This window comes from Xanthomonas sp. DAR 35659 (assembly GCF_041242975.1).
Lineage (GTDB): Bacteria > Pseudomonadota > Gammaproteobacteria > Xanthomonadales > Xanthomonadaceae > Xanthomonas_A > Xanthomonas_A medicagonis.
In genome coordinates, this window is sequence record NZ_CP162488.1 from 4,668,504 (window position 1) to 4,694,395 (window position 25,892).

The 25,892-nt window shown below is 69.7% G+C and carries 28 protein-coding genes; 12 read left to right on the forward strand and 16 right to left on the reverse strand.

All coding sequences use genetic code 11. From position 1 onward, the window contains the following. Nucleotides 1-31 precede the first annotated feature (31 nt). Together AB3X07_RS19745 and AB3X07_RS19750 are read left to right on the forward strand one after the other, a co-directional pair. On the forward strand, nt 32-514 hold the full coding sequence (locus AB3X07_RS19745; protein WP_369940523.1) for a YajQ family cyclic di-GMP-binding protein: 483 nt from the start codon (nt 32-34) through the stop codon (nt 512-514). A gap of 60 nt (nt 515-574) precedes the next feature. After that, a complete protein-coding gene (locus tag AB3X07_RS19750) occupies nt 575-1,135 on the forward strand; it encodes a DUF1415 domain-containing protein (protein ID WP_369940524.1) in 561 nt (186 codons plus the stop codon). A gap of 344 nt (nt 1,136-1,479) precedes the next feature. Here the strand turns inward: AB3X07_RS19750 and AB3X07_RS19755 are convergent, their stop codons facing one another. Next, nucleotides 1,480-2,187 (reverse strand): pseudouridine synthase, encoded by a 708-nt coding sequence (locus tag AB3X07_RS19755; protein ID WP_369940525.1) that lies wholly within the window; start codon nt 2,185-2,187, stop codon nt 1,480-1,482. Further along, nucleotides 2,184-3,257: a class I SAM-dependent methyltransferase gene (locus tag AB3X07_RS19760; RefSeq protein ID WP_369940526.1), complete on the reverse strand. Its 1,074-nt coding sequence runs from the start codon at nt 3,255-3,257 to the stop codon at nt 2,184-2,186. Before AB3X07_RS19760 ends, AB3X07_RS19755 begins: the two co-directional genes overlap by 4 nt. A 142-nt stretch (nt 3,258-3,399) precedes the next feature. Between AB3X07_RS19760 and AB3X07_RS19765 the strand changes: the two genes are divergently transcribed. Further along, complete coding sequence (locus AB3X07_RS19765) at nt 3,400-3,663, forward strand: hypothetical protein (RefSeq protein WP_369940527.1); 264 nt, start codon at nt 3,400-3,402, stop codon at nt 3,661-3,663. 355 nt (nt 3,664-4,018) lie between these two features. Here the strand turns inward: AB3X07_RS19765 and AB3X07_RS19770 are convergent, their stop codons facing one another. The 5 genes from AB3X07_RS19770 to AB3X07_RS19790 form a co-directional block, all read right to left on the reverse strand. Then, nucleotides 4,019-5,353: a PQQ-dependent sugar dehydrogenase gene (locus tag AB3X07_RS19770; protein ID WP_369940528.1), complete on the reverse strand. Its 1,335-nt coding sequence runs from the start codon at nt 5,351-5,353 to the stop codon at nt 4,019-4,021. Between the two features lie 77 nt (nt 5,354-5,430). Next, nucleotides 5,431-5,754 carry a DUF3247 family protein gene (locus AB3X07_RS19775; protein WP_369940530.1) on the reverse strand — a complete coding sequence of 108 codons (324 nt, stop codon included), beginning with the start codon at nt 5,752-5,754 and terminating at the stop codon, nt 5,431-5,433. 69 nt (nt 5,755-5,823) lie between these two features. Next, nucleotides 5,824-7,824, reverse strand: coding sequence for an ATP-binding protein (locus tag AB3X07_RS19780; protein WP_369940531.1), 2,001 nt, complete (start codon nt 7,822-7,824; stop codon nt 5,824-5,826). A gap of 154 nt (nt 7,825-7,978) precedes the next feature. After that, entirely contained in the window at nt 7,979-8,242 is a 264-nt protein-coding gene (locus tag AB3X07_RS19785; RefSeq protein WP_369940532.1) for a hypothetical protein, read from the reverse strand. A 13-nt stretch (nt 8,243-8,255) separates the two neighbouring features. Then, nucleotides 8,256-8,726 (reverse strand): hypothetical protein, encoded by a 471-nt coding sequence (locus AB3X07_RS19790; RefSeq protein ID WP_369940534.1) that lies wholly within the window; start codon nt 8,724-8,726, stop codon nt 8,256-8,258. Nucleotides 8,727-8,923: 197 nt separating this feature from the next. On the opposite strand from AB3X07_RS19790, the gene AB3X07_RS19795 reads away from it, so the two are divergent. After that, nucleotides 8,924-9,493, forward strand: a complete 570-nt coding sequence (locus tag AB3X07_RS19795) for a DUF3016 domain-containing protein (RefSeq protein ID WP_369940536.1) — start codon at nt 8,924-8,926, stop codon at nt 9,491-9,493. Between the two features lie 408 nt (nt 9,494-9,901). On the opposite strand, the gene alr is transcribed toward AB3X07_RS19795, so the two are convergent. Together alr and AB3X07_RS19805 are read right to left on the reverse strand one after the other, a co-directional pair. Beyond that, entirely contained in the window at nt 9,902-10,975 is a 1,074-nt protein-coding gene (alr, locus tag AB3X07_RS19800; RefSeq protein WP_369940537.1) for an alanine racemase, read from the reverse strand. Next, nucleotides 10,954-12,261, reverse strand: a complete 1,308-nt coding sequence (locus AB3X07_RS19805; RefSeq protein WP_369940538.1) for a D-amino acid dehydrogenase — start codon at nt 12,259-12,261, stop codon at nt 10,954-10,956. The genes alr and AB3X07_RS19805 overlap by 22 nt, the downstream gene beginning before the upstream one ends. 146 nt (nt 12,262-12,407) lie before the next feature. Between AB3X07_RS19805 and AB3X07_RS19810 the strand changes: the two genes are divergently transcribed. Beyond that, nucleotides 12,408-12,887 carry an Lrp/AsnC ligand binding domain-containing protein gene (locus AB3X07_RS19810; protein WP_263111051.1) on the forward strand — a complete coding sequence of 160 codons (480 nt, stop codon included), beginning with the start codon at nt 12,408-12,410 and terminating at the stop codon, nt 12,885-12,887. Between the two features lie 510 nt (nt 12,888-13,397). On the opposite strand, the gene AB3X07_RS19815 is transcribed toward AB3X07_RS19810, so the two are convergent. Together AB3X07_RS19815 and AB3X07_RS19820 are read right to left on the reverse strand one after the other, a co-directional pair. Continuing rightward, nucleotides 13,398-13,775 (reverse strand): host attachment protein, encoded by a 378-nt coding sequence (locus tag AB3X07_RS19815; protein WP_369940540.1) that lies wholly within the window; start codon nt 13,773-13,775, stop codon nt 13,398-13,400. 143 nt (nt 13,776-13,918) lie between these two features. Continuing rightward, nucleotides 13,919-14,332 (reverse strand): hypothetical protein, encoded by a 414-nt coding sequence (locus AB3X07_RS19820; RefSeq protein WP_369940541.1) that lies wholly within the window; start codon nt 14,330-14,332, stop codon nt 13,919-13,921. 135 nt (nt 14,333-14,467) lie between these two features. Between AB3X07_RS19820 and msrB the strand changes: the two genes are divergently transcribed. From msrB to motB, 3 genes are all read left to right on the forward strand, one after another. After that, nucleotides 14,468-14,932 (forward strand): peptide-methionine (R)-S-oxide reductase MsrB, encoded by a 465-nt coding sequence (gene msrB / locus AB3X07_RS19825; RefSeq protein ID WP_369940542.1) that lies wholly within the window; start codon nt 14,468-14,470, stop codon nt 14,930-14,932. A 577-nt stretch (nt 14,933-15,509) separates the two neighbouring features. Beyond that, nucleotides 15,510-16,364 carry a flagellar motor stator protein MotA gene (motA, locus tag AB3X07_RS19830; protein ID WP_369940544.1) on the forward strand — a complete coding sequence of 285 codons (855 nt, stop codon included), beginning with the start codon at nt 15,510-15,512 and terminating at the stop codon, nt 16,362-16,364. Nucleotides 16,365-16,371: 7 nt separating this feature from the next. After that, nucleotides 16,372-17,628, forward strand: a complete 1,257-nt coding sequence (gene motB, locus AB3X07_RS19835; RefSeq protein WP_369940545.1) for a flagellar motor protein MotB — start codon at nt 16,372-16,374, stop codon at nt 17,626-17,628. 255 nt (nt 17,629-17,883) lie between these two features. Here the strand turns inward: motB and AB3X07_RS19840 are convergent, their stop codons facing one another. Further along, on the reverse strand, nt 17,884-18,720 hold the full coding sequence (locus AB3X07_RS19840; protein WP_369940546.1) for a hypothetical protein: 837 nt from the start codon (nt 18,718-18,720) through the stop codon (nt 17,884-17,886). A 281-nt stretch (nt 18,721-19,001) separates the two neighbouring features. Between AB3X07_RS19840 and AB3X07_RS19845 the strand changes: the two genes are divergently transcribed. Both AB3X07_RS19845 and AB3X07_RS19850 read left to right on the forward strand, forming a co-directional pair. Next, nucleotides 19,002-19,526, forward strand: coding sequence for a hypothetical protein (locus AB3X07_RS19845; RefSeq protein ID WP_369940547.1), 525 nt, complete (start codon nt 19,002-19,004; stop codon nt 19,524-19,526). An 8-nt stretch (nt 19,527-19,534) separates the two neighbouring features. Further along, nucleotides 19,535-19,819: a DUF4031 domain-containing protein gene (locus tag AB3X07_RS19850; RefSeq protein WP_369940548.1), complete on the forward strand. Its 285-nt coding sequence runs from the start codon at nt 19,535-19,537 to the stop codon at nt 19,817-19,819. Nucleotides 19,820-20,146: 327 nt separating this feature from the next. On the opposite strand, the gene AB3X07_RS19855 is transcribed toward AB3X07_RS19850, so the two are convergent. Continuing rightward, nucleotides 20,147-20,692, reverse strand: coding sequence for a DUF6630 family protein (locus tag AB3X07_RS19855; RefSeq protein ID WP_369940549.1), 546 nt, complete (start codon nt 20,690-20,692; stop codon nt 20,147-20,149). A 148-nt stretch (nt 20,693-20,840) separates the two neighbouring features. Between AB3X07_RS19855 and AB3X07_RS19860 the strand changes: the two genes are divergently transcribed. Beyond that, nucleotides 20,841-21,083, forward strand: coding sequence for a DUF3297 family protein (locus AB3X07_RS19860; RefSeq protein WP_369940550.1), 243 nt, complete (start codon nt 20,841-20,843; stop codon nt 21,081-21,083). 180 nt (nt 21,084-21,263) lie between these two features. Here the strand turns inward: AB3X07_RS19860 and AB3X07_RS19865 are convergent, their stop codons facing one another. The 3 genes from AB3X07_RS19865 to AB3X07_RS19875 form a co-directional block, all read right to left on the reverse strand. Then, entirely contained in the window at nt 21,264-22,025 is a 762-nt protein-coding gene (locus AB3X07_RS19865; protein WP_369940551.1) for an ABC transporter permease, read from the reverse strand. Continuing rightward, a complete protein-coding gene (locus AB3X07_RS19870; RefSeq protein WP_369940552.1) occupies nt 22,022-22,969 on the reverse strand; it encodes an ABC transporter ATP-binding protein in 948 nt (315 codons plus the stop codon). The genes AB3X07_RS19865 and AB3X07_RS19870 overlap by 4 nt, the downstream gene beginning before the upstream one ends. A 299-nt stretch (nt 22,970-23,268) precedes the next feature. After that, nucleotides 23,269-24,906: a Na+/H+ antiporter gene (locus tag AB3X07_RS19875; RefSeq protein WP_369940553.1), complete on the reverse strand. Its 1,638-nt coding sequence runs from the start codon at nt 24,904-24,906 to the stop codon at nt 23,269-23,271. A gap of 294 nt (nt 24,907-25,200) precedes the next feature. Here AB3X07_RS19875 and AB3X07_RS19880 point away from each other — a divergent pair, with 294 nt between their 5' ends. Beyond that, the gene (locus AB3X07_RS19880) at nt 25,201-25,869 is read left to right on the forward strand and encodes a class I SAM-dependent methyltransferase (protein ID WP_369940554.1); all 669 of its coding nucleotides are present in this window, start codon (nt 25,201-25,203) and stop codon (nt 25,867-25,869) included. Nucleotides 25,870-25,892 lie beyond the last annotated feature (23 nt).

The following is a 25,892-nucleotide window of genomic DNA, read 5'->3' on the forward strand; positions in this document are numbered from 1 at the left end:
AGGATAGAGGGTCTTTCCCCGAGGAATTGCCATGCCTTCCTTCGATGTCGTCTCCGAGATCGACAAGCACGAACTGACCAACGCGATCGACCAGGCGAACCGCGAACTGTCGACCCGCTTCGACTTCAAGGGCGTGGACGCCAGCTTCGCGCTCGACGAGCAGGTCATCACCCAGTCGGCGCCCAGCGATTTCCAGCTCAAGCAGATGACCGACATCCTGCGCGCGCGGCTGATCGCGCGCGGCATCGACGTGCGCTGCCTGGAGTTCGGCGACGTGGAGACCAACCTGGCCGGCGCGCGGCAGAAGGTCACCGTCAAGCAGGGGATCGAGCAGAAGCTGGGCAAGAAGATCGTCGCCACCATCAAGGACGCCAAGCTCAAGGTGGAAGCGCAGATCAACGGCGACAAGTTGCGCATCAGCGGCAAGAAGCGCGACGACCTGCAGGACGTGATCGCGCTGCTGAAGAAGAGCGATTTCGAACTGCCGCTGCAGTTCGACAACTTCCGCGACTGACCCCGCGCGGCGCCACCGCGTCGCCGATCGCCGCCCGCCCCCCCACCCGCTGGAACCGCCTTGAACGACCTCGCCCCCGCCGCCGATCCGATCGCCGCGACCCGCCTATGGCTGGAACGCGCGGTGATCGGCCTGAACCTGTGCCCCTTCGCCAAGGCGGTGCACGTCAAGCAGCAGATCCGCTACGTGCTCAGCGACGCGAGCACGCCCGAGGCGCTGCTCGAGCAGCTGGCCGAGGAACTGGTGCTGCTGCGCGACACCCCGGCCGAGCAGATCGACACCACACTGATCGTGCACCCGGACGTGCTGCAGGACTTCCTGGACTACAACGACTTCCTCGACAACGCCGACGCCGCGGTCGAGGCGCTGGACCTACAGGGCATCCTGCAGGTGGCCAGCTTCCATCCGCAGTACCAGTTCGCCGGCACCGCGCCGGACGACATCGGCAACTACAGCAACCGCGCGCCCTACCCCACCCTGCACCTGCTGCGCGAGGACAGCGTGGAACGCGCGGTGGCGGCGTTCCCGGACGCGGACGTGATCGTGGAGCGCAATCTCCAGACCTTGGAGAAGCTGGGGCTGGAGGGCTGGCAGCGGGTCATCGAGGGGCGGGATGCGTGATTGGGATTCGGCAGCGGAAAAGGCAGCACGCGCGGCCGTTGCCTTTGCCACTCCTCAGTCCTCGTCGCGCATCCCGCGTAGGAACGGCTTCAGCCGCGACCGGGCGTTACCGGCGATGCCCGGTCGCGGCTGAAGCCGCTCCTACAAAAACGCAGCACTTCAGTTCGATCTGCTCAGGCCTGCCATTCAAACGCGATCGTCCAGCGCAAGCCGCAGACGTGGCGGACAGTTGGGATTGGACGGCGGCAAGCGGACGTTCGAGGACAAAGGCCCCAGGATCGGACGGGGATCGGCGAAGGCACGCCTGCGGCCATACGCCTTTACTAATCCCCACTCCCGAATCCCTAATCCCGGCCCTCAAACAACTGCGCGACGTCCGCCGCCTCCAGCACCCGCCACTGGCCGGACGGCAGATCGCCCAGGCCGAAGCCGCCGATGCGACCGCGATGCAGCGCCACCACGTGGTTGCCGACGGCGGCGAACATGCGCCGTACCTGGTGGTAGCGGCCCTCGTGCAGGGCCACGCGCACCTGCCGCGGCCCCAGCGTTTCCAGTGCCACCGGCAGCAGCGGCGTGGTCTCGCCGTCGAGCAGCAGCGTGCCGCTGGCGAACTGCGCGGCTTCATCGCCGCGCAGGTCCTCGGCCAGGATCGCCTCGTAGACCTTGGCCAGGCGCGCCTTCGGCGAGACGATGCGATGCAGCAGCGCGCCGTCGTCGGTCATCAGCAGCAACCCGCTGGTGTCGCGGTCCAGCCGCCCCACCGTGGACAGCAGCGGCGCGCGCAGGCGGAAGCGCGGCGGCAGCAGGTCGTAGACGATGCGTCCCGGATCCTTGGTCGAGCAGGTGTAGCCGGTCGGCTTGTGCAGCGCCAGGATCAGCCCGGGGGGCGGATCCAGCGCTTCGCCATCGACCCGGATCGCCGCGTGCGGCACCTGGTCGTCGGCGTACAGCACCTCGCCCTCGGCATCGGTGACGCGGCCTTCGCGGAACAGCAGCGCCACCTGCTTGCGGCTGCCGTAGCCCAGGTTGGCCAGATGCTTGACCAGTTTCATCGGCGTGCGCCGCCGCGGCTGCGCACCGCGGCGATCAGCTTGAAGCCGTCGCGGGTGGCGATCACCTCGGTCTCGCCGAAGCTGGCATCGAGCACCGCCTCGTAAGGCAGGTGCCGGTTGGCGACCAGGAACAGCGTGCCGCCGGGCTTGAGCGCCTGCGCCGCCACGGCGATGAAGCGGCGGCCGATGTCCGGGCGCTCCATCCGGCCGGGCGCGTGGAACGGCGGATTGGAGACGATGACGTCGTACTGCGCGGGCAGCCCGGTGGTCACGTCGTGCCAGTGGAAGCCCAGCGTCACCCCGGCCGGCGCCTGCGCCAGGTTGGCGCGCGCCAGCGCCAGTGCGCGCGCGTCGGCCTCGAACAGGTCCAGCGCGGCGATCTTCGGGCAGCGCGCGAGCAGCTCCGCCGACAGGTAGCCGTAACCGGCACCGAGATCGGCGGCGCGCCCGGCCAGATCCGGCGGCAGATGCTCGGCCAGCAGCGCCGAGGCCGGGTCGATGCGGTCCCAGGCGAACACCCCGGGACGGCTGCGGAAGCGCCCGTCCAGGATCGGCCGCACCGCGTCCAGCTTCGCCCAGCGCTGCTGCAGCGCGGCGTCGTGGCCGCCCTGCAGCGGCGCGGTCCAGTACACGCGGCAATGGTGCTTGGTCAGTTTGCCGCCGAGCCCGGCCAACTGCTGCAGGTCGTCCTCGCCGGAACGCGCGCCTTCGTTGTTGGCCTGGCAGGCGACCACGATGCCGCCCGGCGCGGCCAGCGCCACCGCGCGTGCCAGCAGCGCCCGCGCCTCGTCGCGCTGGCGCGGCGGCAGCACCAGGATCAGCGCGTAGCCGCCGGCATCGTCGTGGTCGCCGGCGTCCTCGGCCCGGACCTGCCAGCCGCTGTGCTGCAACGCGGTCGCGAACGGGCGATAGCCCTGCTCGCAGACCAGTTGTGTCGGCTGCGCGTGCTGGCGCAGCGCCCAGCCGTCGCGGGCGCGCAGGAACAGCACCCTGCCGGCCGGCCAGCGCAGCGCGCCCTGGGCGAAGGGCAGGAACAGGGTCTCGAGGGGAGCGTCTTGCAAGGCCGGCATGGGATCGGAAATGGACGGGGAATGCGCATTCTACCGGCAGCCCGGCGCCGCCCCGGTTTTGCGCTAAGCGAACGCATCATTGATGCGACGGCAACATTGTCGCGCCTAGGCTGCAAGCCACCCCGAACGGATGGAGAGGCATATGCGCGCAGTGTTCATCGGTGGCGTCGTCGACAACAGCGAAGTGGACCTGGACGGCAGCCAACCGCCACTGCACTACCCGGAGAACACCGGTACAGGGCGTCCACGCTACCGCCTGCACCAGCGCGGCGAGCGCGACGACGGCAGCGTGGTGTATGCGGTCTATGCCGCGCCGGAGCTGGGCGCCACCGAGGTGGAGCGCGTGTTCAACGAACGCGGCTATGCGCGTCGTTTCGGCGTGGAACCGGCGCCGGTGGAGCAATAGCGCCCGGTAGGCGGCGCAGAGAGCCAGTTTGCGAAAAGGTGGTTGAGCGTCGGCTGGTAGCCGCTGCGGAAGCGCAGCGGCAAATTCCCCAATGTAGGAGCGGCTTCAGCCGCGACGCGTCCCTGTAAGGTTGCGTCGCGGCTGAAGCCGCTCCTACAGGTACGTCTGCAGTGCAACTGCTTTGCTTGAGCGGCCCAGCGCCGCTAGTCCCATCGCACCTACCGGGATCACCGCACGCCCCAACAGCTCTTCTGTAGGAGCGGCTTCAGCCGCGACCCGAAGTCCTTCGACCAACCCCTGTCGCGGCTGAAGCCGCTCCTACAGCAGCGCGACACAGCGCGCCGGCAGTTGCTTTTTACTTGCCCGCGCCCGGCTTGGGCGTCACCCGCCAGATCACGTTGCCGACGTCGTCGGCCACCAGCAGCGCACCCGGCTTGTCCACCGCCACGCCGACCGGGCGCCCCTGCGCCTTGCCTTCCGCGTCGAGGAAACCGGTCAGTACGTCCTGCGGCTTGCCGGTCGGCTTGCCGTCGGCGAACGGGACGTAGACGACCTTGTACCCGGACGGCGGATCGCGATTCCACGAGCCATGCTGACCGATGAAGGCGCCGCTCCGGTAGGCCGGCGGCAGCAGCGTACCCTCGTAGAAGGCCAGGCCCAGCGAGGCGGTGTGCGCGCCCAGCGCATAGTCCGGCTTGATCGCGCTGGCCACCATCTCCGCGTTCTGCGGCTGCACGCGTTCGTCCACGTGCTGGCCGTAATAGCTGTAAGGCCAGCCGTAGAAGCCGCCCTCGCGCACCGAGGTCAGGTAGTCGGGCACCAGGTCGCTGCCGATCTCGTCGCGTTCGTTGACCACCACCCACAAGGTGTCCGCGCCCGGCTGCCAGGCCAGGCCCACCGGATTGCGCAGGCCGCTGGCGAACACGCGGGTGGTGCCGCTCTGCGCGTCCACTTCCAGGATCGCCGCGCGGTTGAGCTCGGCATCCATGCCGTTCTCGGCGACGTTGCTGTTGGAGCCGACGCCGACGTAGAGCTTCTTGCCGTCGCGGCTGGCCAGCAGGCTCTTGGTCCAGTGATGGTTGATGCCGCCGGGCAGGTTGGCGACGAAGCTGGGCGCGGCGTTGATCTGGGTGTCGCCGTCCTTGTACGGAAAGCTGACCAGCGCATCGGCATTGGCGACGTACAACCGATCGCCGATCAGGGCCATGCCGAACGGCGAATACAGGCCCTTGAGGAACTGGGTGCGCACTTCCGCCACGCCGTCGCCGTCGGCGTCGCGCAGCAAGGTGATGCGGTTGGCGCTGGGCACGGTGGAGCCGGCCTTGGCCATCATCGCGCCCTGGATCTTGTCGCGCAGGCCGCTGCTCTCCTTCTCCGGCGCCGGTGGCGCCGCGGTCTCGGCCACCAGCACATCGCCGTTGGGCAGCACGTACAGCCAGCGCGGATGATCCAGTTCGCGAGCGAAGGCCTTGACCTCCAGGCCGGCGGCCGGCACCGGCGCGGCGCCGTCGGCCCAGCGCTTGACCTCGGCGACCTTCACCGTGGGAATCATGCGCTTCACCGGGTCGGGCAGTACCGGATCCGGCCCCGAGCCTTCCTCGATGGAATGCTTGGCGGTGTCGCCGCAGGCGGCGAGCAGGGCGGCGGCGAGGACGCCGACGATCCAGCGGGCATGAGGTGGCGAGGGCATGGTCATTCGTGGAGGACATCCGGACTCGGGGGAATCCGATGATGCACAGCCGCGCCGCGGCAAAAGTGAAAGACGCGTCAAGACGCGGCGTCGCCGCGCGGATCCTCGTCCCAGGGGCGAGCCGGGAGCTGGCGCACGCTGCGGATCTCGTCCAGCCAGAGGAAATGGTGTTCGGCCGGGTCGTCGAGCCCGTCGATCCGCACCTGCGCGTTGCTGCCTTCGCGCTCGTCCGCGTCGCGGAACTGCTGGATGCTCGGGCGAATGCTGACCGTGCCCAGGAACGTGCTGCCGTCGACGAGTTCGATCTGCACGTCGGACTGCTCGGGCAATTGCAGGATCAGTTCCTCCAGCGCCTGGATCTGCGCCTGGTCGGTGTGGACGCGCTTGGCATACTTGGTCATCGGCGGACTCCGTGCGGGGGAGCGCCTACCCTAGCGCCGCCGGCGTGAGCCGGCGGACAAGGGCGCCGCTCAGGCCTGCCTGGCGAAGCGCACCGCGGACACCAACTGCGCCACGCTGTACGGCTTGGCCAGGTGTTCCTGGAAACCGGACTGCAGCGCGCGATCGCGGTCGTCGGCACGCGCCAGCGCGGTCACCGCCACCGCCGGCAGGTCGGCGGCCTGCAGGCCCATGTTCTCGCGGATGGTGCGGATCAGGCCGTAGCCGTCCATGCCCGGCATGCCGATGTCGGTGACCATCACGTCGATGTCGGCGTGGCCGCCGCCATCGAGCACTTCCAGCGCCTCGCTGGCCGAGCCCACCGCCAGCACCTCCGCGCCCTGCTCCTGGAGCAGGCGGCGCAGGTAGTCGAGCATGTCCGGCTGGTCCTCGACCGCGAGCAGGCGCATGCCCTTCAGCGCATGCGCCTCCACGATCTGTTCGGCCATCGCGAAGGCACGCACCTCTCGCAGCGGCCGCTTGCCCGGCACGTCGCGGTGCAGCGGCAGGCGCACGGTGAACACCGAACCGCAGCCGCGGCCGTCGCTGGCCGCGCTGACTTGGCCGCCATGCATTTCCACCAGTTGCTGCACGATCGCCAGGCCCAGGCCGAGGCCGCCGTGCAGGCGCGTGGTGGTGCCGTCGGCCTGGCGGAAGCGGCCGAACAGATGCGGCAGGAATTCCGGCGGGATGCCGTCGCCGGAGTCGCGCACCGCCACCGTCACGTGCTCGCCGTCCGCATCGGCATCGATCGACAGGTCGATGCGCCCGTGCGCCGGCGTGAACTTGATCGCGTTGGACAACAGGTTCCAGAACACCTGCTGCAGGCGCGTGGCGTCGCCCAGCACCATGCACGGCTGCGGCGGCGCCTGCAGGGTCAGCGACTGCGCCTTGCCTTCGGCCACCGGCTCCTGCGCGCGCAACGCCTCGCGCACCTGTTCGGCCAGATCCAGCTGCTCCACTTCCAGTTGCACCTTGCCCAGCAGCATGCTGCTGAGATCGAGCATGTCCGAGATCAGCCGCTGCTGCGCGCGCGCGCTGCTGGCGATCACCGACAGGCCCTTGCTGCTCGGATCGCCGGGCGGCAGCCGCTGCAGCAGCAGGTCGCTCCAGCCGAGGATGGTGGTCAGTGGCGTGCGCAGTTCGTGCGACAGCGTGGCCAGGAACTCGTCCTTCAGCCGCGCCATGCTCTCGGCGGCATTGCGCGCGCTGCGCTCGGATTCCAGCAGTTGCTCGCGCGCCAGTTCGATGTCGCGGCGCTCGGTGACGTCCGGGCTGCTGCCGGCCAGGCCGATGAACTCGCCCTCGGCGGAATAGCGCGGCACCGCGGTCATCTCCACCCAGCGCCATTCGCCGTCGTGGCGGCGCGCGCGCACCAGCGCGCGCAGGTTGCGCTGCTCGCTCAGCGCCAGGCGCAGTTCGAATGCGAAGGGGCCGGCGTCCTCCGGATGCAGCACATCGCCCCAGCCGGGCTGTGCGTCGTCCGATTCCGGATTGATGCCGAAGAACTCGGCATAGGCGGTATTGGTGAAGCGCAGGTGGCCGGTGGCGTCCAGCACCCATACCGGCATCGGCAGGCCCTCGGCGAGCGCGCTGAAGCGGGCCTCGCTTTCGGCCAGGTCGCGCTCCACGCGCTTGCGCTCGGTGATGTCGAGGAACTGCACGGCCACCTGGTGGCGTTCCGGCGCGCCGACCCGGAATGCATCGACCGTCCACCACCGATCCAGTCCCACCGAAAAGTTCTCGGTCTTGCCGCGGCGGCCGCTGCGCGCCACCTCGCCGTACAGTTCGAACCAGTGTTCCTCGTGGGCCGGCAACATCTCGCACACGCGGCGGCCGACGACGTCGCGCAGACCGGTTTCGCGCTCGAACGCGGCATTGACCTCCAGGAACACATAGTCCACCGCGCGCTCGCCGTCGAACAGCACCTGCACCACGCAGAACCCGGAATCGATCTTGTCGAAGATCTCGCGGTAGTGCAGGTCCGACGCCGGCGCGCGCGACAAGAGAGGCGATTCGGTACTGACATGCATGGCGTGGTGTGCTCTGGAGAACGACGGCGCGGCGATGAAGAAGCGACACGGCGCGTGCCCGGGGCGTGAAGACGCCCGGGGCACGCGCAGCGCATCCCGCATCTTGTTAAGCCGCTCCGCCGCCGTCAAGCCAAGTGGCGGTGGCGACGCGCGCTCACCACAGGAAGGCGACGACCAGCACGATCCCCAGCAGCGACAGCGCGATGCCGCCGATGACGCCCCATTGCGTCAGGCGCGCGCTGCGCAGGGCCTGCTCCTCCAGCCAGCGCTCGGCCTCCTCGCGCCAGGACGGCGGCGAGCGTTCCAGCATCTGCTGCACGCGGGTCACGCCCAGTTGCCGGCATTGCTGGCGGCACTGCTCCGGCGCAGCGGCCTGCTCCGGGGCGATGGTGTCTTCGGGGGCGATGGCATAGGACATGGGCGGCGCTCTCCTAGCCCAGCGTGAAGCGCGGGCTGTCGTTGCTCAGTTCGTGCTCCACCGCCATCCGCGCCAGGCGTGTGTAGTTGGCACGCGGGCCTGCGCCGCGGCCGACGATCAGGCCCAGGTACTCCAGTCCGGTCCATACCCGCGCCTTCCATTCGACGCCGTGCTCGGCCAGCACCAGGGTCAGCGAGTAGCGGAAGCTCTGGCCCTGCGGGCTGCGGAACGCGTAGATCGGCGGGAACTGCACGGCCACGTCCCGCTGCTCGCCGAGCGAGGCCAGGTAGCGGCGCAGTTCCTGCCGCACGTCCTCGCCCGGGGACAGCCGCAGTTGCCGCGCCGCCTCGTCCAGATTCGCCTGCTGCTCGACGAAACTGGCCGCGCCGCTGGCCGGGCTGTGGCCGTGGCGCTTGGCCCAGTCGATGAACTGCAGGCGCACGTCGCCTGCGGCGTGCGCGTGGTGGAACAGCGGCATCTTCATGCGATCCCCGAATCCCGTATGTGCGGCCATGGTGGGGCGCGTGCCGTGAAGCACGCGGCGAGGCAGCGTGAACCGCACGTCACGTGCCGAAACAGGATGAATCGGTGGCGAACGCGCGCCGGCGCGGCCGCCGTGGCGATTGCGGCCGCGCCGGCGCAGGCACACACTTGCGAGGGCACCCCTCGTGGAGATCCGTCATGAAGATCCGATACGCCTGGACGGCGCTGGCGCTGGCCTGCCTGTTGGCGGGCGGAGCCTCCGCCGAGACCCGCAATGTCACCGATCCGCAGGCCCCGCGCAGCGTCGAGCGCGATGGACCGGTGCAGGTCCGCTGGGCCGACCCGGCCACGTTCACCGAACTGCGCTACAGCCGCAACCGCTGGGAAGCGCAGCGCGGCGACTGGGTGCGGCAGCTGGCCGACTACCTGCAGGAGCGCGCAGGCAAGCGCCTGGCGCCCGGGCAGCGGCTGGACGTGGAACTGACCGACATCAAGCGCGCCGGCGACTACGAGCCGTGGCACGGCGTGCAATGGAACGACGTGCGGGTGATGCGCGATATCTACCCACCGCGCATCAGCCTGACCTTCACCTTGCGCGGCGCGGGTGGGCAGGTGCTGGACCAGGGCGAGCGCAAGCTGATCGACAGCAGCTACCTGTTCAACAGCAGCATCGGCATGAGCAACGACCCGCTGCGCTACGAGAAGCGGCTGCTCGACGATTGGGTGCGCCGCGAGTTCCGTGGCGATGCCGAGATGGCTGGGCGCTGAGGGGCGGCATGCACAGGAGGGGTGACCCGAGGTGCTGTGCGTGCGCTCCGGTGGCCGGGCGATCGTCCTGTCCGACTGGCGGGGTGAGGCGGGCGATGTCGCGTCATCCGGTTTTTCCGCGGCCGGTGGGCGCCGCCTTCGTTCGTCGCGGCTGAAGTCGCTCCCACAGAGGCCATGCGGCGAGCTGACTGGAGTTGTGTCGTCGTGCCCTCGGCCTTGATGCTTGCCCTGCAGTTGCAAGCGTGCGGCTGCGTTCGTCGCGGCTGAAGCCGCTCCTACAGGGACTTTGCAGGCGGGCTGGTGTTGTTTTGCTGGGGCCTCGGCCTTGATGCTCGCCCTGCATTTGCAGGCGTGCGGCTTCGTTCGTCGCGGCTGAAGCCGCTCCTGCAGGAGCGGCGAGTTCGGCGCTCAGCCGTGCAGATACGCGCGCGGCGCACGCTTGAGTCCGCACAGCAGGCGGTAGGCGCTGGAGGCGCAGCGCGCGGCCAGGGTGTCGATGCGCGGCTGCGCGCCCCACAGCTGGACCTCGCTGCCGAGTCCGGCCTGCGGGTGGTCGGTCAGGTCCACGGTCAGCATGTCCATCGAGACGCGCCCGATCAGTTGCCCGGGTGCGCCGTCGATCAGCACCGGCGTGCCGTTCGGCGCGAACTGCGGATAGCCGTCGGCATAGCCCATCGCCACCACGCCGACCCGGGTCGGGCGCGGCGCGACGAAGCGCGCGCCGTAGCCGACCGGCTCGCCGGCGGCCAAGTCGCGCACCGCGATGACCCTGGACTGCAGGGTCATCACCGGACGCAATTCGCCCGGCAATTCGGCGCCGGCGGCGAACGGGTCGGCGCCGTACAGCATCAGCCCCGGCCGCGCCCAGCCGTTGCGCAACTGCGGCCAGCCCAGCAGGGCCGGGGAGTTGCACAGGCTGATGTCGCCGGCCAGGCCGGCGGTGGCCTGGCGGAAGACGTCGACCTGCTCCAGGGTGCGCGCGCTGTCCAGTTCGTCGGCGCGGGCGAAGTGGCTCATCAGCACCAGCCGCTCGACCTGCGGCAGCGCGCTCAGCCGCGCATGCGCGGCGCGGAATTCGTCCGGCGCCAGGCCCAGCCGGTGCATGCCGCTGTCCAGCTTCAACCACAGGCACAGCGGCCGCGGCGCGGCGAACGCGGCGATCGCCTCGACCTGCCACGGCGAGGCGACCGCGCACCACAGCCGGTGTTCGGCGACCAGCGGCAGTTCGTCGGCGTCGAAGATGCCTTCCAGCAGCAGGATCGGCGCGGCGATGCCGGCCTGGCGCAGTTCCAGCGCCTCCTCGATGCAGGCCACCGCGAAGCCGTCGGCCTCCGCCTCCAGCGCGCGCGCGCAGGCAACCGCGCCGTGCCCGTAGGCATCGGCCTTGACCACCGCCAGCGCCTTGCCGCCGCCCAGGCGTTTGGCCAGGCGATAGTTGTGGCGCAGCGCCTCGAGGTCGATCAATGCACGGGCTGGGCGCACGCGACGGCCTCGGCGGTGGACGCGGCGGACCCGCGCGAGTAACGGAAGATGTCCAGGCCCTCGCCGCTGATCTGCGGCTGGCGCGAGGCGATCAGGTCGGCCAGGTAGCGGCCGGAACCGCAGGCCATGGTCCAGCCCAGCGTGCCGTGGCCGGTGTTGAGGAACAGGTTGCGGTAGCCGGTGGCGCCGACCACCGGGGTGCCGTCGGGCGTGGCCGGGCGCAGCCCGGTCCAGAATTCGGCGCGGGCCAGGTCGCCGCCGCGCGGGTACAGGTCGTTCACCACTTTCTCCAGGGTCGCGCGGCGCCGCGCCGGCAGCGACAGGTCGAAGCCGGCCAGTTCGGCCATGCCACCGACGCGGATGCGCTGGTCGAAGCGGGTGATCGCCACCTTGTAGGTTTCGTCGAGGATGGTGGAAGTCGGCGCCAGCGCCGCGTCGCGGATCGGCAGGGTCAGCGAATAGCCTTTCAGCGGGTACACCGGCAGGCGGATGCCCAGCGGCGCCAGCAAGCGCGGGGAATAGCTGCCCAAGGCGACCACGTAACGGTCGGCGCGCTCCAGCCGGCCGCCGAGGCGCACGCCGTCCAGGCGGTCGCCGTCGGCCTGCAGGCCGTCGATGGTCTCGCCGTAGCGGAATTGCACGCCGGCGGCCGCGGCCAGCGCGGCCAGGCGCTGGGTGAACAGGCGACAGTCGCCGGTCTGATCGTTGGGCAGGCGCAAGGCGCCGACCAGGCTGGCCGGCGCGCTGGCCAGCGCCGGCTCGACCCGGGCGATGCCGGCGCGGTCCAGCAGTTCGTAGGGCACGCCGTACTCGCGCAGCACCTCGATGTCCTTGGCCGCGCCATCCAGTTGCTGCTGGGTGCGGAACAACTGGGTGGTGCCGAGCTGGCGGCCTTCGTATTCGATGCCGGTCTCGGCGCGCAGTTGGTCCAGGCAGTCGCGGCTGTACTCGGACAGGCGCACCATCCGCGCCTTGTTGATCGCATAGCGCTCGGCGGTGCAGTTGCGCAGCATCTGCGCCAGCCACAGGTACTGCTGCAGGTCGGCGGTGGGGCTGATCGCCAGCGGCGCATGGCGCTGGAACAGCCATTTCAGCGCCTTCAGCGGCACCCCGGGCGCCGCCCACGGCGACGCGTAGCCGGGCGAGACCTGGCCGGCATTGGCATAGCTGGTCTCCAGCCCGGCCGCGGGCTGGCGATCGACCACCGTCACCTCGCAGCCGCTGCGGGCCAGATACCACGCCGTGGCCGTGCCGATCACACCGCTGCCGAGAACCAGAACCCGCATGCGCATACCTCGTCGGATCAAATCCCTGGCTGGCTGGCGCCAGGGATGGAGTTAGGCGCAGTATAGGAAGCGCAACCCAGGATTTTCCCCTGTTTTTTCTCCGCATACCAGCCCAATCCCCTGCCCCGCCCCACCGAGACCGCGCCATGGCCGCACGCGCCCGCGAACTGGACAAGATCGACCGCAAGATCCTGCGCATCCTGCAGCAGGAAGGCCGCATCTCCTTCACCGAACTGGGCGAGCGGGTCGGCCTGTCGACCACGCCCTGTACCGAGCGCGTGCGCCGGCTGGAACGCGACGGCGCCATCACCGGCTACTACGCGCGGCTGGACCCGCATTACCTCAAGGCCAGCCTGCTGGTGTTCGTGGAGATCAGCCTGGCCTACAAGTCTGGCGACATCTTCGAGGAATTCCGCCGCGCCGCGCTGAAGCTGCCCAACGTGCTCGAGTGCCACCTGGTCTCCGGCGACTTCGACTATCTGCTCAAGGCGCGGATCAGCGAGATGGCGTCCTACCGCAAGCTGCTGGGCAGCACCCTGCTGACCCTGCCGCACGTGCGCGAGTCCAAGAGCTACATCGTGATGGAAGAGGTGAAGGAGACGCTGAGCCTGCCGATCGCCGATTGAGCAACAGCCCTTTTCCCATTGGGAGAGGGGTTGGGGTGAGGGTCTGGCGCGAAAGCGTCTCGCGAAGGTTGGGATGCGCAGGCTACGCCCGTACCCTCATCCGCCCCTGCGGGGCACCTTCTCCCGACGGGAGAAGGAACAGCGTGAGCCCCTCTCCCATCGGGAGAGGGGTTGGGGTGAGGGTCCGGCGCGAAAGCGTCTCGCGAAGTTTGAGATGCACGAGGCTGCGCCCGTACCCTAATCCGCCCCTTCGGGGCACCCTCTCCCAACGGGAGAAGGAACAGCGTGAGCCCCTCTCCCACCGGGAGAGGGGTTGGGGTGAGGGTCTGGCGCGAAAGCGTCTCGCGAAGGTTGGGATGCGCAGGCTACGCCCGTACCCTCATCCGCCCCTGCGGGGCACCTTCTCCCGACGGGAGAAGGAACAGCGTGAGCCCCTCTCCCATCGGGAGAGGGGTTGGGGTGAGGGTCCGGCGCGCAGCATCTCGCGAAGTTTGGGTGCGACGTAAGCGCTTACGCCAACAGTTTTTCCAGCTCGTCGCGCGGAGTGTGCGCGTGGTTCTTGGCCAGTTCCGACACCACCCGCTTCTGGACTTCCTTGTGCAGCAACGGCCGCAGCTGGCCGAGGGTCTGCGGATCGGCGACCAGCACCAGATGCTCGAAGTCGCTGCGCAGCGCGCCCTGGTACAACCGCTCGGCGAGCTGACGGACGAAGCCGGCCTCGTCCATCGTCATCGGCCGGTCGCCGTCCTCCACGCCCTCGATCGGCGTGGGGGTCAGCACCTCGGTCTGCTCCAGCAATGTGGTCTCGCCGGCCAGCGTGCTGCGGAACACGCGCGCGCTGACACGATCGGCGACGACCACCAGGGTGTTGTCGGGAAGCTTGCTCATCGGTTCTCCTAGCGAAGGTACGGCGCAGACACCGACGGCGCCCGCGTGTTCCGCAGTCTAGGAAGCGATTCGTGAGGATCGCGAGCACGGAACGTTCGCCATGCGTTCACGCCGCGAGGCCGCACGCGCCGCAAGCCCTGCGCTCAGTCGTCGATGCGCTGTCCGTCGCCGCTGGGCACGGTGCTGTGGTAGCGGCCGCTGCGCGTGTCCAGCACCCGGTTGGGGCCGACCTGGACCGCGCCGGGAATGAGGCGGCCGCCGCGGTCGTACACCTTGGCCGGCGTCGGCGTCGTAGCGGGCGCCGTCGTGGCCGGTGCGAGCGAGGCTGGGCGCGATGGTCCCTGCTGCGGAATCGGTGCAGGTTGCGCGCGCTGGCCCAATCCGCTGGGGATTGGCGCGGCCGACGACGGCGGCGCGGATGCAGGCGAGGGGACCGGTTTGAGGCTGGTGGCCTGACGCGTGGCGGTGGGCGATTGCGGCGCCGGCTGAATTCCCTGCGCGGCCAGCATCGGGCTTGCGGCGCATAGCGCGAGCAGCCAAAGACGGGATCTCGACATAGCGACGCGCCCTGCACTTCGGAGGCGTCCAGCCTAGCGCGCGGCGCCTGCGCAGCGGGTGAACGCCGCGGCTTGATCGCTGCCGCGCCGCCCTCATAGTTCAAGGACCTTCTTCGACGCGAAAGGCGCCCCGCCATGAGCCGATTCGACCTCACGCCCCCCACCGCGTCCGAACGCGAACGCCTGATCGCCGGGCTCGATGCCGAAGAGCGGCGGGTGCTGCTGCAGCACGGCACCGAAGCGCCGTTCTGCGGCGTGTTCTTGGACAACAAGCTGGAGGGCGTCTACACCTGCCGGCTGTGCGGGCTGCCGCTGTTCCGTTCCAGCGCCAAGTTCGATTCGGGCACCGGCTGGCCCAGCTTCTTCGCGCCCTACCATCCGGCGCACGTGCGCGAGATCCGCGACACCAGCCACGGCATGATCCGCACCGAGATCGTCTGCGCACGCTGCGACAGCCATCTTGGCCACGTGTTCCCGGACGGCCCGCCGCCCAGCGGCGAACGCCACTGCCTGAATTCGGTGTCGCTGCAGTTCACCGAGCAAGGCCAGGCCCTGCCCAATCCGCTGCGGCGCCAGGGCGGCGACACCGAACCGGCCTGACCGGCGGCGCGCTTCCGCAGCAAGGCGGAAGCCCCGGGGCAGACAGTGGCCGCATGCCGCTTCCGCCGCCAATGCCGGCGCGCGCTGCACTCCGCACCGGGCACTGACGGGGCCACCGTCCGCTGCGCCCGCGCCGACCATCGGCGCAACCGCGCAAGCCAGCGCCTTGCGTGTGCAATCGCGGCGTCGGCGCCATGCCACCATGACGCCGACGCGATCCCAGCGTGGCGCTGCTGCGCATGGTCGCAGCCGGATGCGGCAGGTCGTTGCGGAAGACAGCACGACGGATGCGCCCGCCATGGGCGTTCGCTGCGCGGCACGTGTCCCGGACAGTCGCGCGATCGCGTCACCCTGCGTACTCACGACCCGCCTGGGGTCGTTCCCACGCACATCGCGGCGCAACATGGCGGCGGCGCGTACGGCGCCAGGACGCCATCCGCACGCCAGCGTACGTTGGGGCCATGGCGCCTTCACAGGGCTTGCGCCGTTCACGCAACCATAACGCCACCGCCTTCAGAAAGCCGCCGCCGCGCCGAAATGGTGGTATCCCCGTTCCGGCTCGCAGGCTGCTTCCGCCATGCTCATCATCGTTGGCTTCCTTGTCGTCATCATCAGCGTGGTCGGCGGCTACGTGCTCTCGCACGGCAAGCTCGGCGCGCTGTGGCAGCCCTACGAGCTGATGATCATCGGCGGCGCGGCGCTGGGCGCGTTCCTGGTCAGCACCCCCGGCAAGATCGTCAAGGCCACCCTCGCCGACGTCGCCGGCGTGTTCAAGGGCCCGAAGTACAAGTCCGACGACTACCGCTCCACCCTGACCCTGATCTACGAACTGTTGAACAAGGCGCGGCGCGACGGCTTCATGGCGCTGGAAGACCACGTGGAGAAGCCGGCCGAGAGCGCGATCTTCGGCACCTATCCGAAGGTGCTGGCCGATCACCACCTGCTCGACTTCATCACCGACTGCCTGCGCCTGATGATCGGCAGCAACATCGAGCCGCACGAACTGGAACCGCTGCTGGAACTGGAGCTGGAGAAGCACCACCACGAGGCGATGGCGCCGGCGCATGCGCTGAGCAAGGTGTCCGACGGCCTGCCCGGCTTCGGCATCGTCGCCGCGGTGCTGGGCATCGTGATCACCATGGGCTCGATCGGCGGGCCGATCGAGGAGATCGGCCACCACGTCGGCGCCGCGCTGGTCGGCACCTTCCTCGGCATCCTGCTCGCCTATGGTTTCGTCGCGCCGCTGGCGGCGGCGATGGAAGCGCGCGCCGAACAGGACAGCCGCATCTTCGAATCGGTGAAGACCGCGCTGCTGGCCTGCCTGCGCGGCTACAACCCGAAGATCGCGCTGGAGTTCGCGCGCAAGACCCTGCCGAGCGACGTGCGGCCGAGCTTCGCCGACTTCGAGACGCATCTGAAGACGATCAAGTAGCGCCGCCATGCCCGAGACCAAACCCACTGTCGTCATTCGCCGGGTCAAGAAGATCCAGGGCGGCGGCCACCACGGCGGCGCCTGGAAGGTCGCCTTCGCCGATTTCGTGACCGCGATGATGGCGTTCTTCCTGGTGCTGTGGCTGGTCGCGGCCACCACCAAGGAACAGCGCATGGCGATCTCGGAGTACTTCCGCAATCCCAGCCCGCTGGAAGGCAAGAGCCCGGCGCCGAGCCCCGGCATGGCCGGCCCCGGCGGCGCCAGCACCTCGATGATCAAGCTCGGCGGTTCCGGCGACATCCAGCGCGGCGACAACAAGGATCCGTTCGGCAGCAAGAGCCTCATCGGCGAGGAACAGGACAAGGCGACCGAGCGCGAGAAGGAGAAGCAGCGCCTGGAAACGCTGATGCAGGACCTCAAGGAAGCGATCGACAAGAGCCAGGCGCTGGAGCCGTTCAAGGACCAGTTGCTGCTGGACCTGACCCCGGACGGCCTGCGCATCCAGATCGTGGACAAGGAGAACCGGCCGATGTTCGATCTGGGCAGCGCCGCGCTCAAACCGTACACGCGCGACATCCTCCACGAGCTGGCCGGCTTCATCAACGAAGTGCCCAACCACATCAGCATCACCGGCCACACCGACGTCACCCAGTACAGCGCCAAGAACGGCTACAGCAACTGGGAACTGAGCGCGGACCGCGCCAACGCGGCGCGGCGCGAACTGGTGGCCGGCGGCATGAGCGAGGACAAGGTCTCGCGCGTGGTCGGCCTGTCCTCCTCGGTGCTGTTCGACAAGCAGGCGCCGGATAGCCCGATCAATCGCCGCATCAGCGTGGTGGTGATGACCAAGGACGCCGAGGACGCGGCGCTGGTCGGCAGCGGCCATGCCGTGGCGCTGGGCGCGCCGCAGCCCGACGCCGACACCAAGGTGCCGGACCTGAGCGCGGTGGCGGCCGCGGCGGTACCCGCGTCGGCGACTGCGCCAGCGCCGGCGAAAGCCACGGCGCCTGCCGCCACCGACAGCGCTGCCGCTGCCGCGCCGGCAGCGAATGCGGCCAAGCCGGCGACGGTGACCATCGCGCCGCCACGCACCACCTCGCCGGAAGCGGCGGCCGATGCCGCCCGCGAAGCGATCCGCGCGGTCAACAGCGTCACCGGCGGCAAACCACGCAGCACGGCAGCGGCAGCGCCCGCGCCCGCGGCCGCACCAGCGAGCACGAGTGCCGGGGTGACGGCGGCGGCCGAAGGCCCGGCGCGACGCTGATCGCGCCAGGCCCGGCGACGCGTGCCTGCCGACAGTGGCCGCGCCGGCGAGCGCGAGTGACGGCGTCACGGCGGCGGCCGAAGGTTCGGCGCGACGCTCGCGCCAGGCCCGGCGACGCGTAACTGCCTGCAGTGGCGCGGACCGTCGCGGCGCGAGCGTCCGGCCACACGCCGCGCATTGCCGGCGGCGGACCTGGCGCGGACGCCGATGCCGCGTGCCCTTCGCCACCTAGACATCATCGCGCCGCCGCTCCGCTCATCGCGGCAGCGGTTGTGCCACGCCTTGCGCGATCGCTTGCTGGACGATGCGGTCGAGGTCGCGTCGCAACACCACATTGGCGGCCTGCTGGCGTTGCGCCAGCGCCCCCTGGCGTTGGGCGAAGTCTTCCTGCTGCTCGGCGAACGCGGCCTGGCGTTCGCCCAACGCCGCCATCTGCTGCGCATAGTCGGCACAGGCCGCGTCGCGACCCGCGGTGGCTGCCGCACCCTGGGCGCCGCCATCGGCTTGCCGGGCGCGCTCCCGCGCCAGCCTGGCGTCCTCCCTGGCCAGACTGGCCTGGCGGCGCGCGAGTTCGCCCTGCTGCGCGCCGAGTTCGCCCTGGCGCCGGCCCAGCAATCCCTGCTGTTCACCGAGCGCCGCCTGTTGCCGCCCCAGCGCCTCGACCGGGGCGTGGGCGGCCTTCATCTGCCGGATGGTGGCCGCATCGCGCACCACGTAGCGCTTGTCGTCCCGACGGATCCACCACAGCGTCTCCTCGCCGCGCCGCACGCGCCGCGCCTCGCGCAGGTCATCGCTGCTGCCGTACACGGTGGCGTTTCCCGCTTCCAGCAGCACCGAGGCATTGCGGAGATCGTCGGACACGGTGGTGATGCTGGACACCGTCGTGCGCGGCGCGCCGGTGGCTGGCGTGGGCGGCAATAGTGCCGGCGGCGGCGCGGGTGCCGCCGGGATTGCCGGTTCGGCCGGTTCGGCGATCGCCGGCACCGCCTCCTGCGCGTGCACGCGTCCGCTCGGAAGCGCGGCGACAGCGGCGCCGGCCAGGACCAGCATGGCGGCGCCGCGGCGCCAGAGCGTGAAGTTCGGGTACGGCATGACGCGTCTCCTTGGGAGCGGAATGAGGAGCGAAGCTCGGCCTCGCTGTCGGCCTTCGCCCGTCTGCGCCGCATCGCATTGGCGGCGCAGACGCGGGGCCGCCGCGATACACGGCCCGCGCGTCGCGCTACGGCGGCGATGGGCTGCGTTTCACGGTACGACAACTGCGTGACGACAGACGTAGTCAAACTACGAATTGACTACAACTGTCGTCAAGCCTGTCGAAAGTCATGCACCGCGGTGCCGCTTACAATGGCCGTCAATCCGAGAACGAGACGACCGTGTCCAAGCATTCCAAAGCCAAGCGCGACAAGCGCAAGAAGCAGCAGCCCAAGCGCGCCTTCGCCCGACTGGGCCGCGATCAGCCGATCGCCAACCACGCCGTGCTGCAGAACGACAGCGGCCGCGTCCTGGCCGCGATCGGCCTGCAAGGCACCGAATGGCTGCTGTCGGTCGGCGGCCAGACCATGGGCAACGCCGACAACCCGGTGCCGATGCTGGCGATGCTCAAGCATCTGGCCAACGTGCAGGAGCAGGAAGGCAACACCATCACCCTGGACTATTCGACCCAGTTGCAGCAGATGATCGACGACCTGGCGGCCGATGAAGGCAAGACCGCGGCCGAGTATCTGGACGATCTGGTCGCCGAGTTCGCCGAGGCCGACGCGCCGGCCAGCGACGACGACCAGGCCGAGGACGGCGCACGCCCCGACGCGGACGCGGCCAGCGACGCGGCGCCTGCGGCAGCCACGGAAGCCGAGGCCAAGGCGGACACCGACGCCGACGGCGAACACAAGCCGGCCTGACCGGCGCGATGGCGGTCTACATCGACGACGCGGTGCATCCCTGGCGCGGCCAGCGCTGGGGGCATCTGCTCGGCGATACGCTGGACGAACTGCATGCGATGGCGGCGCAGTTGGGCATTCCCCGCCGCGCCTTCCAGAACAAGCTCAGCGGCGCGCACTACGACGTGCCCGCCGCGCTGCGCGCCGAAGCGATTCGCCTCGGCGCGGTGCCGGTGTCGCGGCATACCGATCGCGCGTTGATGAAGGCGCTGATCCGCCAGGCGCGTGCGCAAGCGCGTGGGGAAGCGGGTTGAACCGGTGGAGGGAGCTTCGGCTGCCGCGCAGTCGCTGTGCTAGGGGCGTTTTTCCGATGGGTTTTCGGCCCCCCCGGCGCCGTCGTGGGCGGGGCGGGTTTTCCGACGCCGATCGTCGCGACTGAAGTCGCTCCCACAGCGGGCTGCGTATGCTTGGCTGATGCGGTGTAGGCGGGGTTTCGGCCTCAGCATTTACCGAAGCCGGTGCAGGCCGGGATGCCTTTTGTCGCGGCTGAAGCCGCTCCTACAGGAGCCGCGGAGCGCGATGCGCGCTGTTTGTAGGAGCGGCTTCAGCCGCGACAGGCTGCATGCCCGCCGGAATCGCAGCTAGAACGGATCGCTGCCCGGGCGCAGGTCGATGCCCAGGATCGCCGCCAGGCGCTGCATGTCCTCGTCGTCGCGGCTGAGCGCCATCCAGCCGGCGCGGTCGTCGCTGCCGGTGTCCCAGCACCACAGGCTGTAGCCGTGTTCGCGCAGGCGGTCGTAGGCCACGCCCAGCAGCGAGGCGGTGTCGTGGGCGTCGAGGAAGTCCTCGTCGTCGAGGTCGCCGCCCCAGTCGATGCGCAGGTTCCAGCGCGCGGCCAGTTCGTCGATCGCGGCGATCAGCGCTTCGCGGTCGCGGCCGTCGACGTGGAAGCCGGAACTCCAGTCGATGGCGTCCTTCAGCGTCCATAGCCAGCCGTCGCCCTCGCCGTCCGCCTCGCCCGCGGCCTCGCGGTAGGCGTTGAACTGGCGCAGCGCGGTCTCCTCGTCGCCGGGGTTGATCAGCAGCAGCAGATTCCAGATCAGGCCCTGCTGGGTGTCCGGATCGTCCTCGTCGAGGTCGGCACCGAGGTCGTCGGGCTCGTCGTAGTCGGCGCTGTTGTCGGGCATGGCGGCGGTTCGGGACAGGGCGGGACGCGCAGTGTGCCGCGCCGGGCGCGGCGACGCCAAGCGCGGCGACGCTCGGCAAGGGCGCCGCGGGCGTTTATCCTGCGCCCCCGGAAGACGGCGCTGTCCGCCGCCACGCGAATCCACGACCATGAGCGATACCCCTCCCGACCACCTGGCGATCAGCCCGCAGAGCCCGTTCCACGATGCCGAGGCGCTGGCGCGCGGCGTCGGCATCCGCTTCAACGGCGTGGAGCGCGACAACGTGGAGGAATACTCGATCAGCGAAGGCTGGATCCGCGTGCAGGTCGGCAAGGCCCGCGACCGCCGCGGCAATCCGATGACGATGAAGATCAACGGTACCGTCGAGGCGTACTACCTCAAGACCAACTGATCGCCCGGGCACGGCCAACGCCGCAGCCCGCGCGCGGCGCTCTTGCCGCGCGACCAATGGCTGGCCATGCCCACCACGGCAGCGGGCGGAACAGCCCACGCATGGCGCTCCCGAGCCGCTGCGGCGAGCAATCGAGGACCGGCCACGACGGACCAGCGATCCCGCGATGGCGCCGACGGCTCAGGCCTTGAGCCGGTAACCGCTGCGGAAGATCGCCCACACCACGGCCAGGCACACCGCCAGGAACACCGCGGTCATGCTCGCGCTGACCGCGATGTGCACGTCGGCCTTGCCGAAGAACGCCCAACGGAAGCCGCTGACCAGGTACACCACCGGGTTGAACAGGCTGATCTTCTGCCACAGCGGCGGCAGCATGGAGATCGAATAGAAGCTGCCGCCGAGGAAGGTCAGCGGCGTCACCACCATCAGCGGGATCACCTGCAGCTTCTCGAAACCGTCGGCCCAGATGCCGATGATGAAGCCGAACAGGCTGAAGGTCAGCGCGGTCAGCACCAGGAAGCCGAACATCCACAGCGGATGCGCGATCTCGTACGGCACGAAGCAGCGCGCGGTGAGCAGGATCAGCAGGCCCAGCAGCACCGACTTGCTCGCCGCCGCGCCGACATAGCCGATCACCACCTCCCACCACGCCACCGGCGCCGACAGCACCTCGTAGATGGTGCCGGCCCAGCGCGGCATGTAGATGCCGAAGGAGGCGTTGGAGATGCTTTCGTTGAGCAGCGACAGCATCACCAGGCCGGGAATGATGTAGGCGCCGTAGCTGATGCCGTCGATGGCGCCCATGCGCGAGCCGATCGCCGCGCCGAACACCACGAAGTACAGCGAGGTCGACAGCACCGGCGAGGCGATCGACTGGGTCAGCGTACGGAAGGTGCGCGCCATCTCGAAGCGGTAGATCGCGGCGATCGCGTGCAGGTTCATGCGCGCGCCTCCGCGCCGGCGGCGGCCGGTCGCACCAGGTTGACGAAGATCTCCTCCAGCGAGCTTTCGCTGGAATGCAGGTCCTTGATCTCCACGCCGTGGTCCTCCAGTTGCCGCAGCAGGCTGCCGATGCCGGTCTGTTCGGCCTGCACGTCGTAGGTATAGGTCAGCACCGTGCCATCGGCGGACAGCTCCAGCGGCTGCGCTGCCAGCGCCTGCGGCAGCGTCGGCAGCGGCGCCTGCAGGGTCAGCGCCAGCTGCTTCTTGCCGAGCTTGCGCATCAGCGCGCGCTTGTCCTCCACCAGCACCAGTTCGCCGCGGTTGATCACGCCGACACGGTCGGCCATGTCCTCGGCCTCCTCGATGTAGTGCGTGGTCAGGATGATGGTGGTGCCCTGCTCGCGCAGGCGCCGCACCATCTGCCACATATCGTGGCGCAGTTCCACGTCCACCCCGGCGGTGGGCTCGTCCAGGAACAGGATGGACGGCTCGTGCGCCAGCGCCTTGGCGATCAGCACGCGCCGCTTCATGCCGCCGGACAGGGTGGAGATCCTGCTGTCGCGCTTGTCCCACAGCGACAACTCGCGCAGCACCCGCTGCAGGTGCGCGTCGTCCTTCGGCTTGCCGAACAGGCCGCGGCTGAAGCGCACCGTCGCCCACACCGTCTCGAACGCGTCGGTGGCCAGTTCCTGCGGCACCAGGCCGATCTTGCCGCGCGCGGCGCGGTAGTCGCGGACGATGTCGTGGCCGTCGGCCAGTACCGTGCCGGAACTGGGATTGACCAGGCCGCAGACCACGCTGATCAGCGTGGTCTTGCCGGCGCCGTTGGGCCCGAGCAGGGCGAAGATCTCGCCGCGCCGGATGTCCAGGTCGATGCCCTTGAGCGCCTGGAAGCCACCGGCGTAGGTCTTGGTGAGCTGTTGGATGGAAATGATCGGCGACACGGGAACTCCCGGAGCGGCGCGGAAACGACCCCCAGGGTAGAAGCCGGCACGTGATGGATAAATCCCGATCCGGCGGAAGCACTCTCCCGTGTGCGGGATAGTTGGGGGCCGGGAGTGGGGAATGGGGAATGGGGAATGGGGAATCGAAAAGCCTGCAGCGCCACGCTCAGCCCAGCTTTCCCATTCCCGATTCCCCTCTCCCCATTCCCAGCTTCAAAGCGCCCTGCATGCAGACTGCATCACGTCGCAGCGAATCCCGCTCTTCCCATTCCCGTTTCCCCATTCCCGATTCCCAACCGTCAACTCTTCCGCCGCGCCTCCAGCAGATCCAGATTGCGGATCAGGCGGCGCGCGATCTCGTCGGAGATCTTGCGCTGGCGGGTCAGCTTGAACAGTTCCTGTCGCTCGGCCTGCAGGCCGGCCTGGCGCAGTTGGCGCAGCACGTCGTCCAGCCGCCGCGCCTCCTCCGGATCGCTTTCCATCGCCTCGCCGTGGTCGAGGTGGCGTTGATACAGGGCGCTGACCCGGGTCGCCGCCTCGTTGTACAGATCGGCGTGCTCGCTGTCCTGCACCAGCCGCTGCCGCAGTTTTTCCACCGCCGCCAGCGCCGCGCGCGAGGATTCGCGCCGCGCCAGGTCTTCCTCCAGGCGGTCGCTCGGTTCCTCCGGCAGTTCCAGGCCGCGCAGCAGTCGCGGCAGCGCCACGCTGGCGACCAGCAGCGAGGTCACGATCACCGCGCTGGCCAGGAAGATCGCCAGGTCGCGCGCCGGGAACGCCGCGCCGCTGGGCAGCGCCAGCGGCAGGGTCAGCACGCCGGCCAGGGTGATCGCGCCGCGCACCCCGGCCAGCGAGGTCGCCACCACGATCCGCCACGGCGGGCTCTGCCGGGCTTCGCCGCGGCGGCGCGCCTTGAGCAGGTTCCAGCGCAGCGACAGCCACACCCACAGGAAGCGCAGCAGCAGCAGGCCGACGTAGATCACCAGCGCGTAGCCGAGCAGCCACCACGGATCCAGGTGCCCGGCCTCGTCCATGTTGTGCATGGCGCCCTGCACGATGCCCGGCAACTGTTCGCCGAGCAGCACGAACATGATGCCGTTGAGGGTGAACTGCACCATGTCCCACACCGCCGAGCGCTGCACGCGCATGCTGCCCGGGGCGCGGCCGCTCAGTTCCACGTAGCTCATGGCGATGCCGGCGGCGACCGCGGCGAGGATGCCGGACGCGTGGATCGCCTCGGCCAGCAGGTAGGCGGCGAACGGCAGCAGCAGGTTGACCAGGATCGCCGCGCCCGGCTCCTCGCCGACCTGGCGCCAGATCCAGCGCTGCGCCAGGCTGGTGCCGATCACCACGGCGATGCCGGAGGCCACGCCGACCAGCGCCACCCACAGGAAGGTCAGCGAGGCGTCGGCCAGCGAGAACGTGCCGGTGATCGCCGCGGCCACCGCGAACTGGAAGCAGACCAGGCCGGAGGCGTCGTTGAGCAGCGACTCGCCTTCCAGGATGTGCATCAGCCGCTTGGGGATCGGCGCGCGCGCGGCGATCGAGGAGACCGCGATCGGATCGGTCGGCGACACCACCGCGGCCAGCGCGAACGCCACCGCCAGCGGCATGGTCGGGATCATCCAGTGGATCAGGAAGCCGGCGCCGATCACGGTGAACACCACCAGGCCCAGCGCCAGTTCCAGGATCGCGCCCTTGTCGCGGAACAGGCCCTGCTTGGGAATGCGCCAGCCGTCCAGGAACAGCAGCGGCGGCAGGAACAGCAGGAAGAACAGTTCCGGCTCCAGCGCGTAGCCCTTCTTGAACACGCCGGCGATCACCGCGCCCAGGCCGATCTGCACCAGCGGCAACGGCAGCGAGAACGGCAGCACGCGCACCAGGTAGCCGCTGGCGACCACCGCCAGCAACATCGCCAACACCACTTCGATCGAATGCATGCTCGTCCGGACGCCGGCGCGCGCCGGCGGCGGCGCACCATGAATGGGGGAGACGGCAAGCAAACCGCACCGCAGGCGCGATGTCCAGTGGCGGCGCCGCGCGGCATCGGCTGGCCGCTGCAAGGGGCGGTCGCGCCGCCGATGCCCAATGCCGCGCGGGCGGCGGCGGCCATGCCCGCTCCTCGCGGCAGCGCGCGGACGGGCACGACCGGGCCACGGCGCGCGCTAGTATCGCGCCATCCCCCTCCCCATCCGCCCCCGTACCTGGCGCCCCGCGCCGCCGCCGGAGATTCCATGCTCACCATCCGCGACCTCAATGCCTTCATCGACGACCCGACGGTCAGCGACAACATCGCGCAGGTCTGGACGCTGATCGGCCAGCATTTCGAGCAGGCGCAGGCGACCCTGCCGGCCGAGCAGGCGATGCCGCGGCGCGAACTGTCGTTCCACGACCACGTGCGGCTGCTCGGCTACCTGTGCCTGCTGCTGGAGGGCGTTCCCGGCGATCTGGTGGAGATCGGCGTGTGGAAGGGCAAGTCGCTGGTGCTGATGAACGAGATCAGCAATCGCCAGCGGCGGGTGATCGGGCTGGACCCGTTCGCCCTGCCCAACCAGTTCGAGGAGTTCAACCACTACCGGCAGCTGCTGCTGCCCAATGCGCAGTTCATCCGCGGCTATTCGGAATTCTGCGCGCAGCACTTCTTCAACATGAAGCCGGAGGTGGCGCTGCTGCACATCGACGGCGGCCACACCGGGCGCAACGTCTTGCTGGATTTCCTGCTGTACGCGCCGAGCGTGGTCTCCGGCGGGTTCGTGGTGTTCGACGACTATGGCGACTGGGAGCATTCGCCGGAGGTCGGTCCGGCGGTGGATCTGCTGCGCGCCTCCGGCTACTTCGGCGACTTCCACGTGCTCGGCTGCGCGCACGGCTTCGAGAACAGCTACGTGCTGCAGCGGCGATGACGCGTCGCTGACCGCCGTCCCGC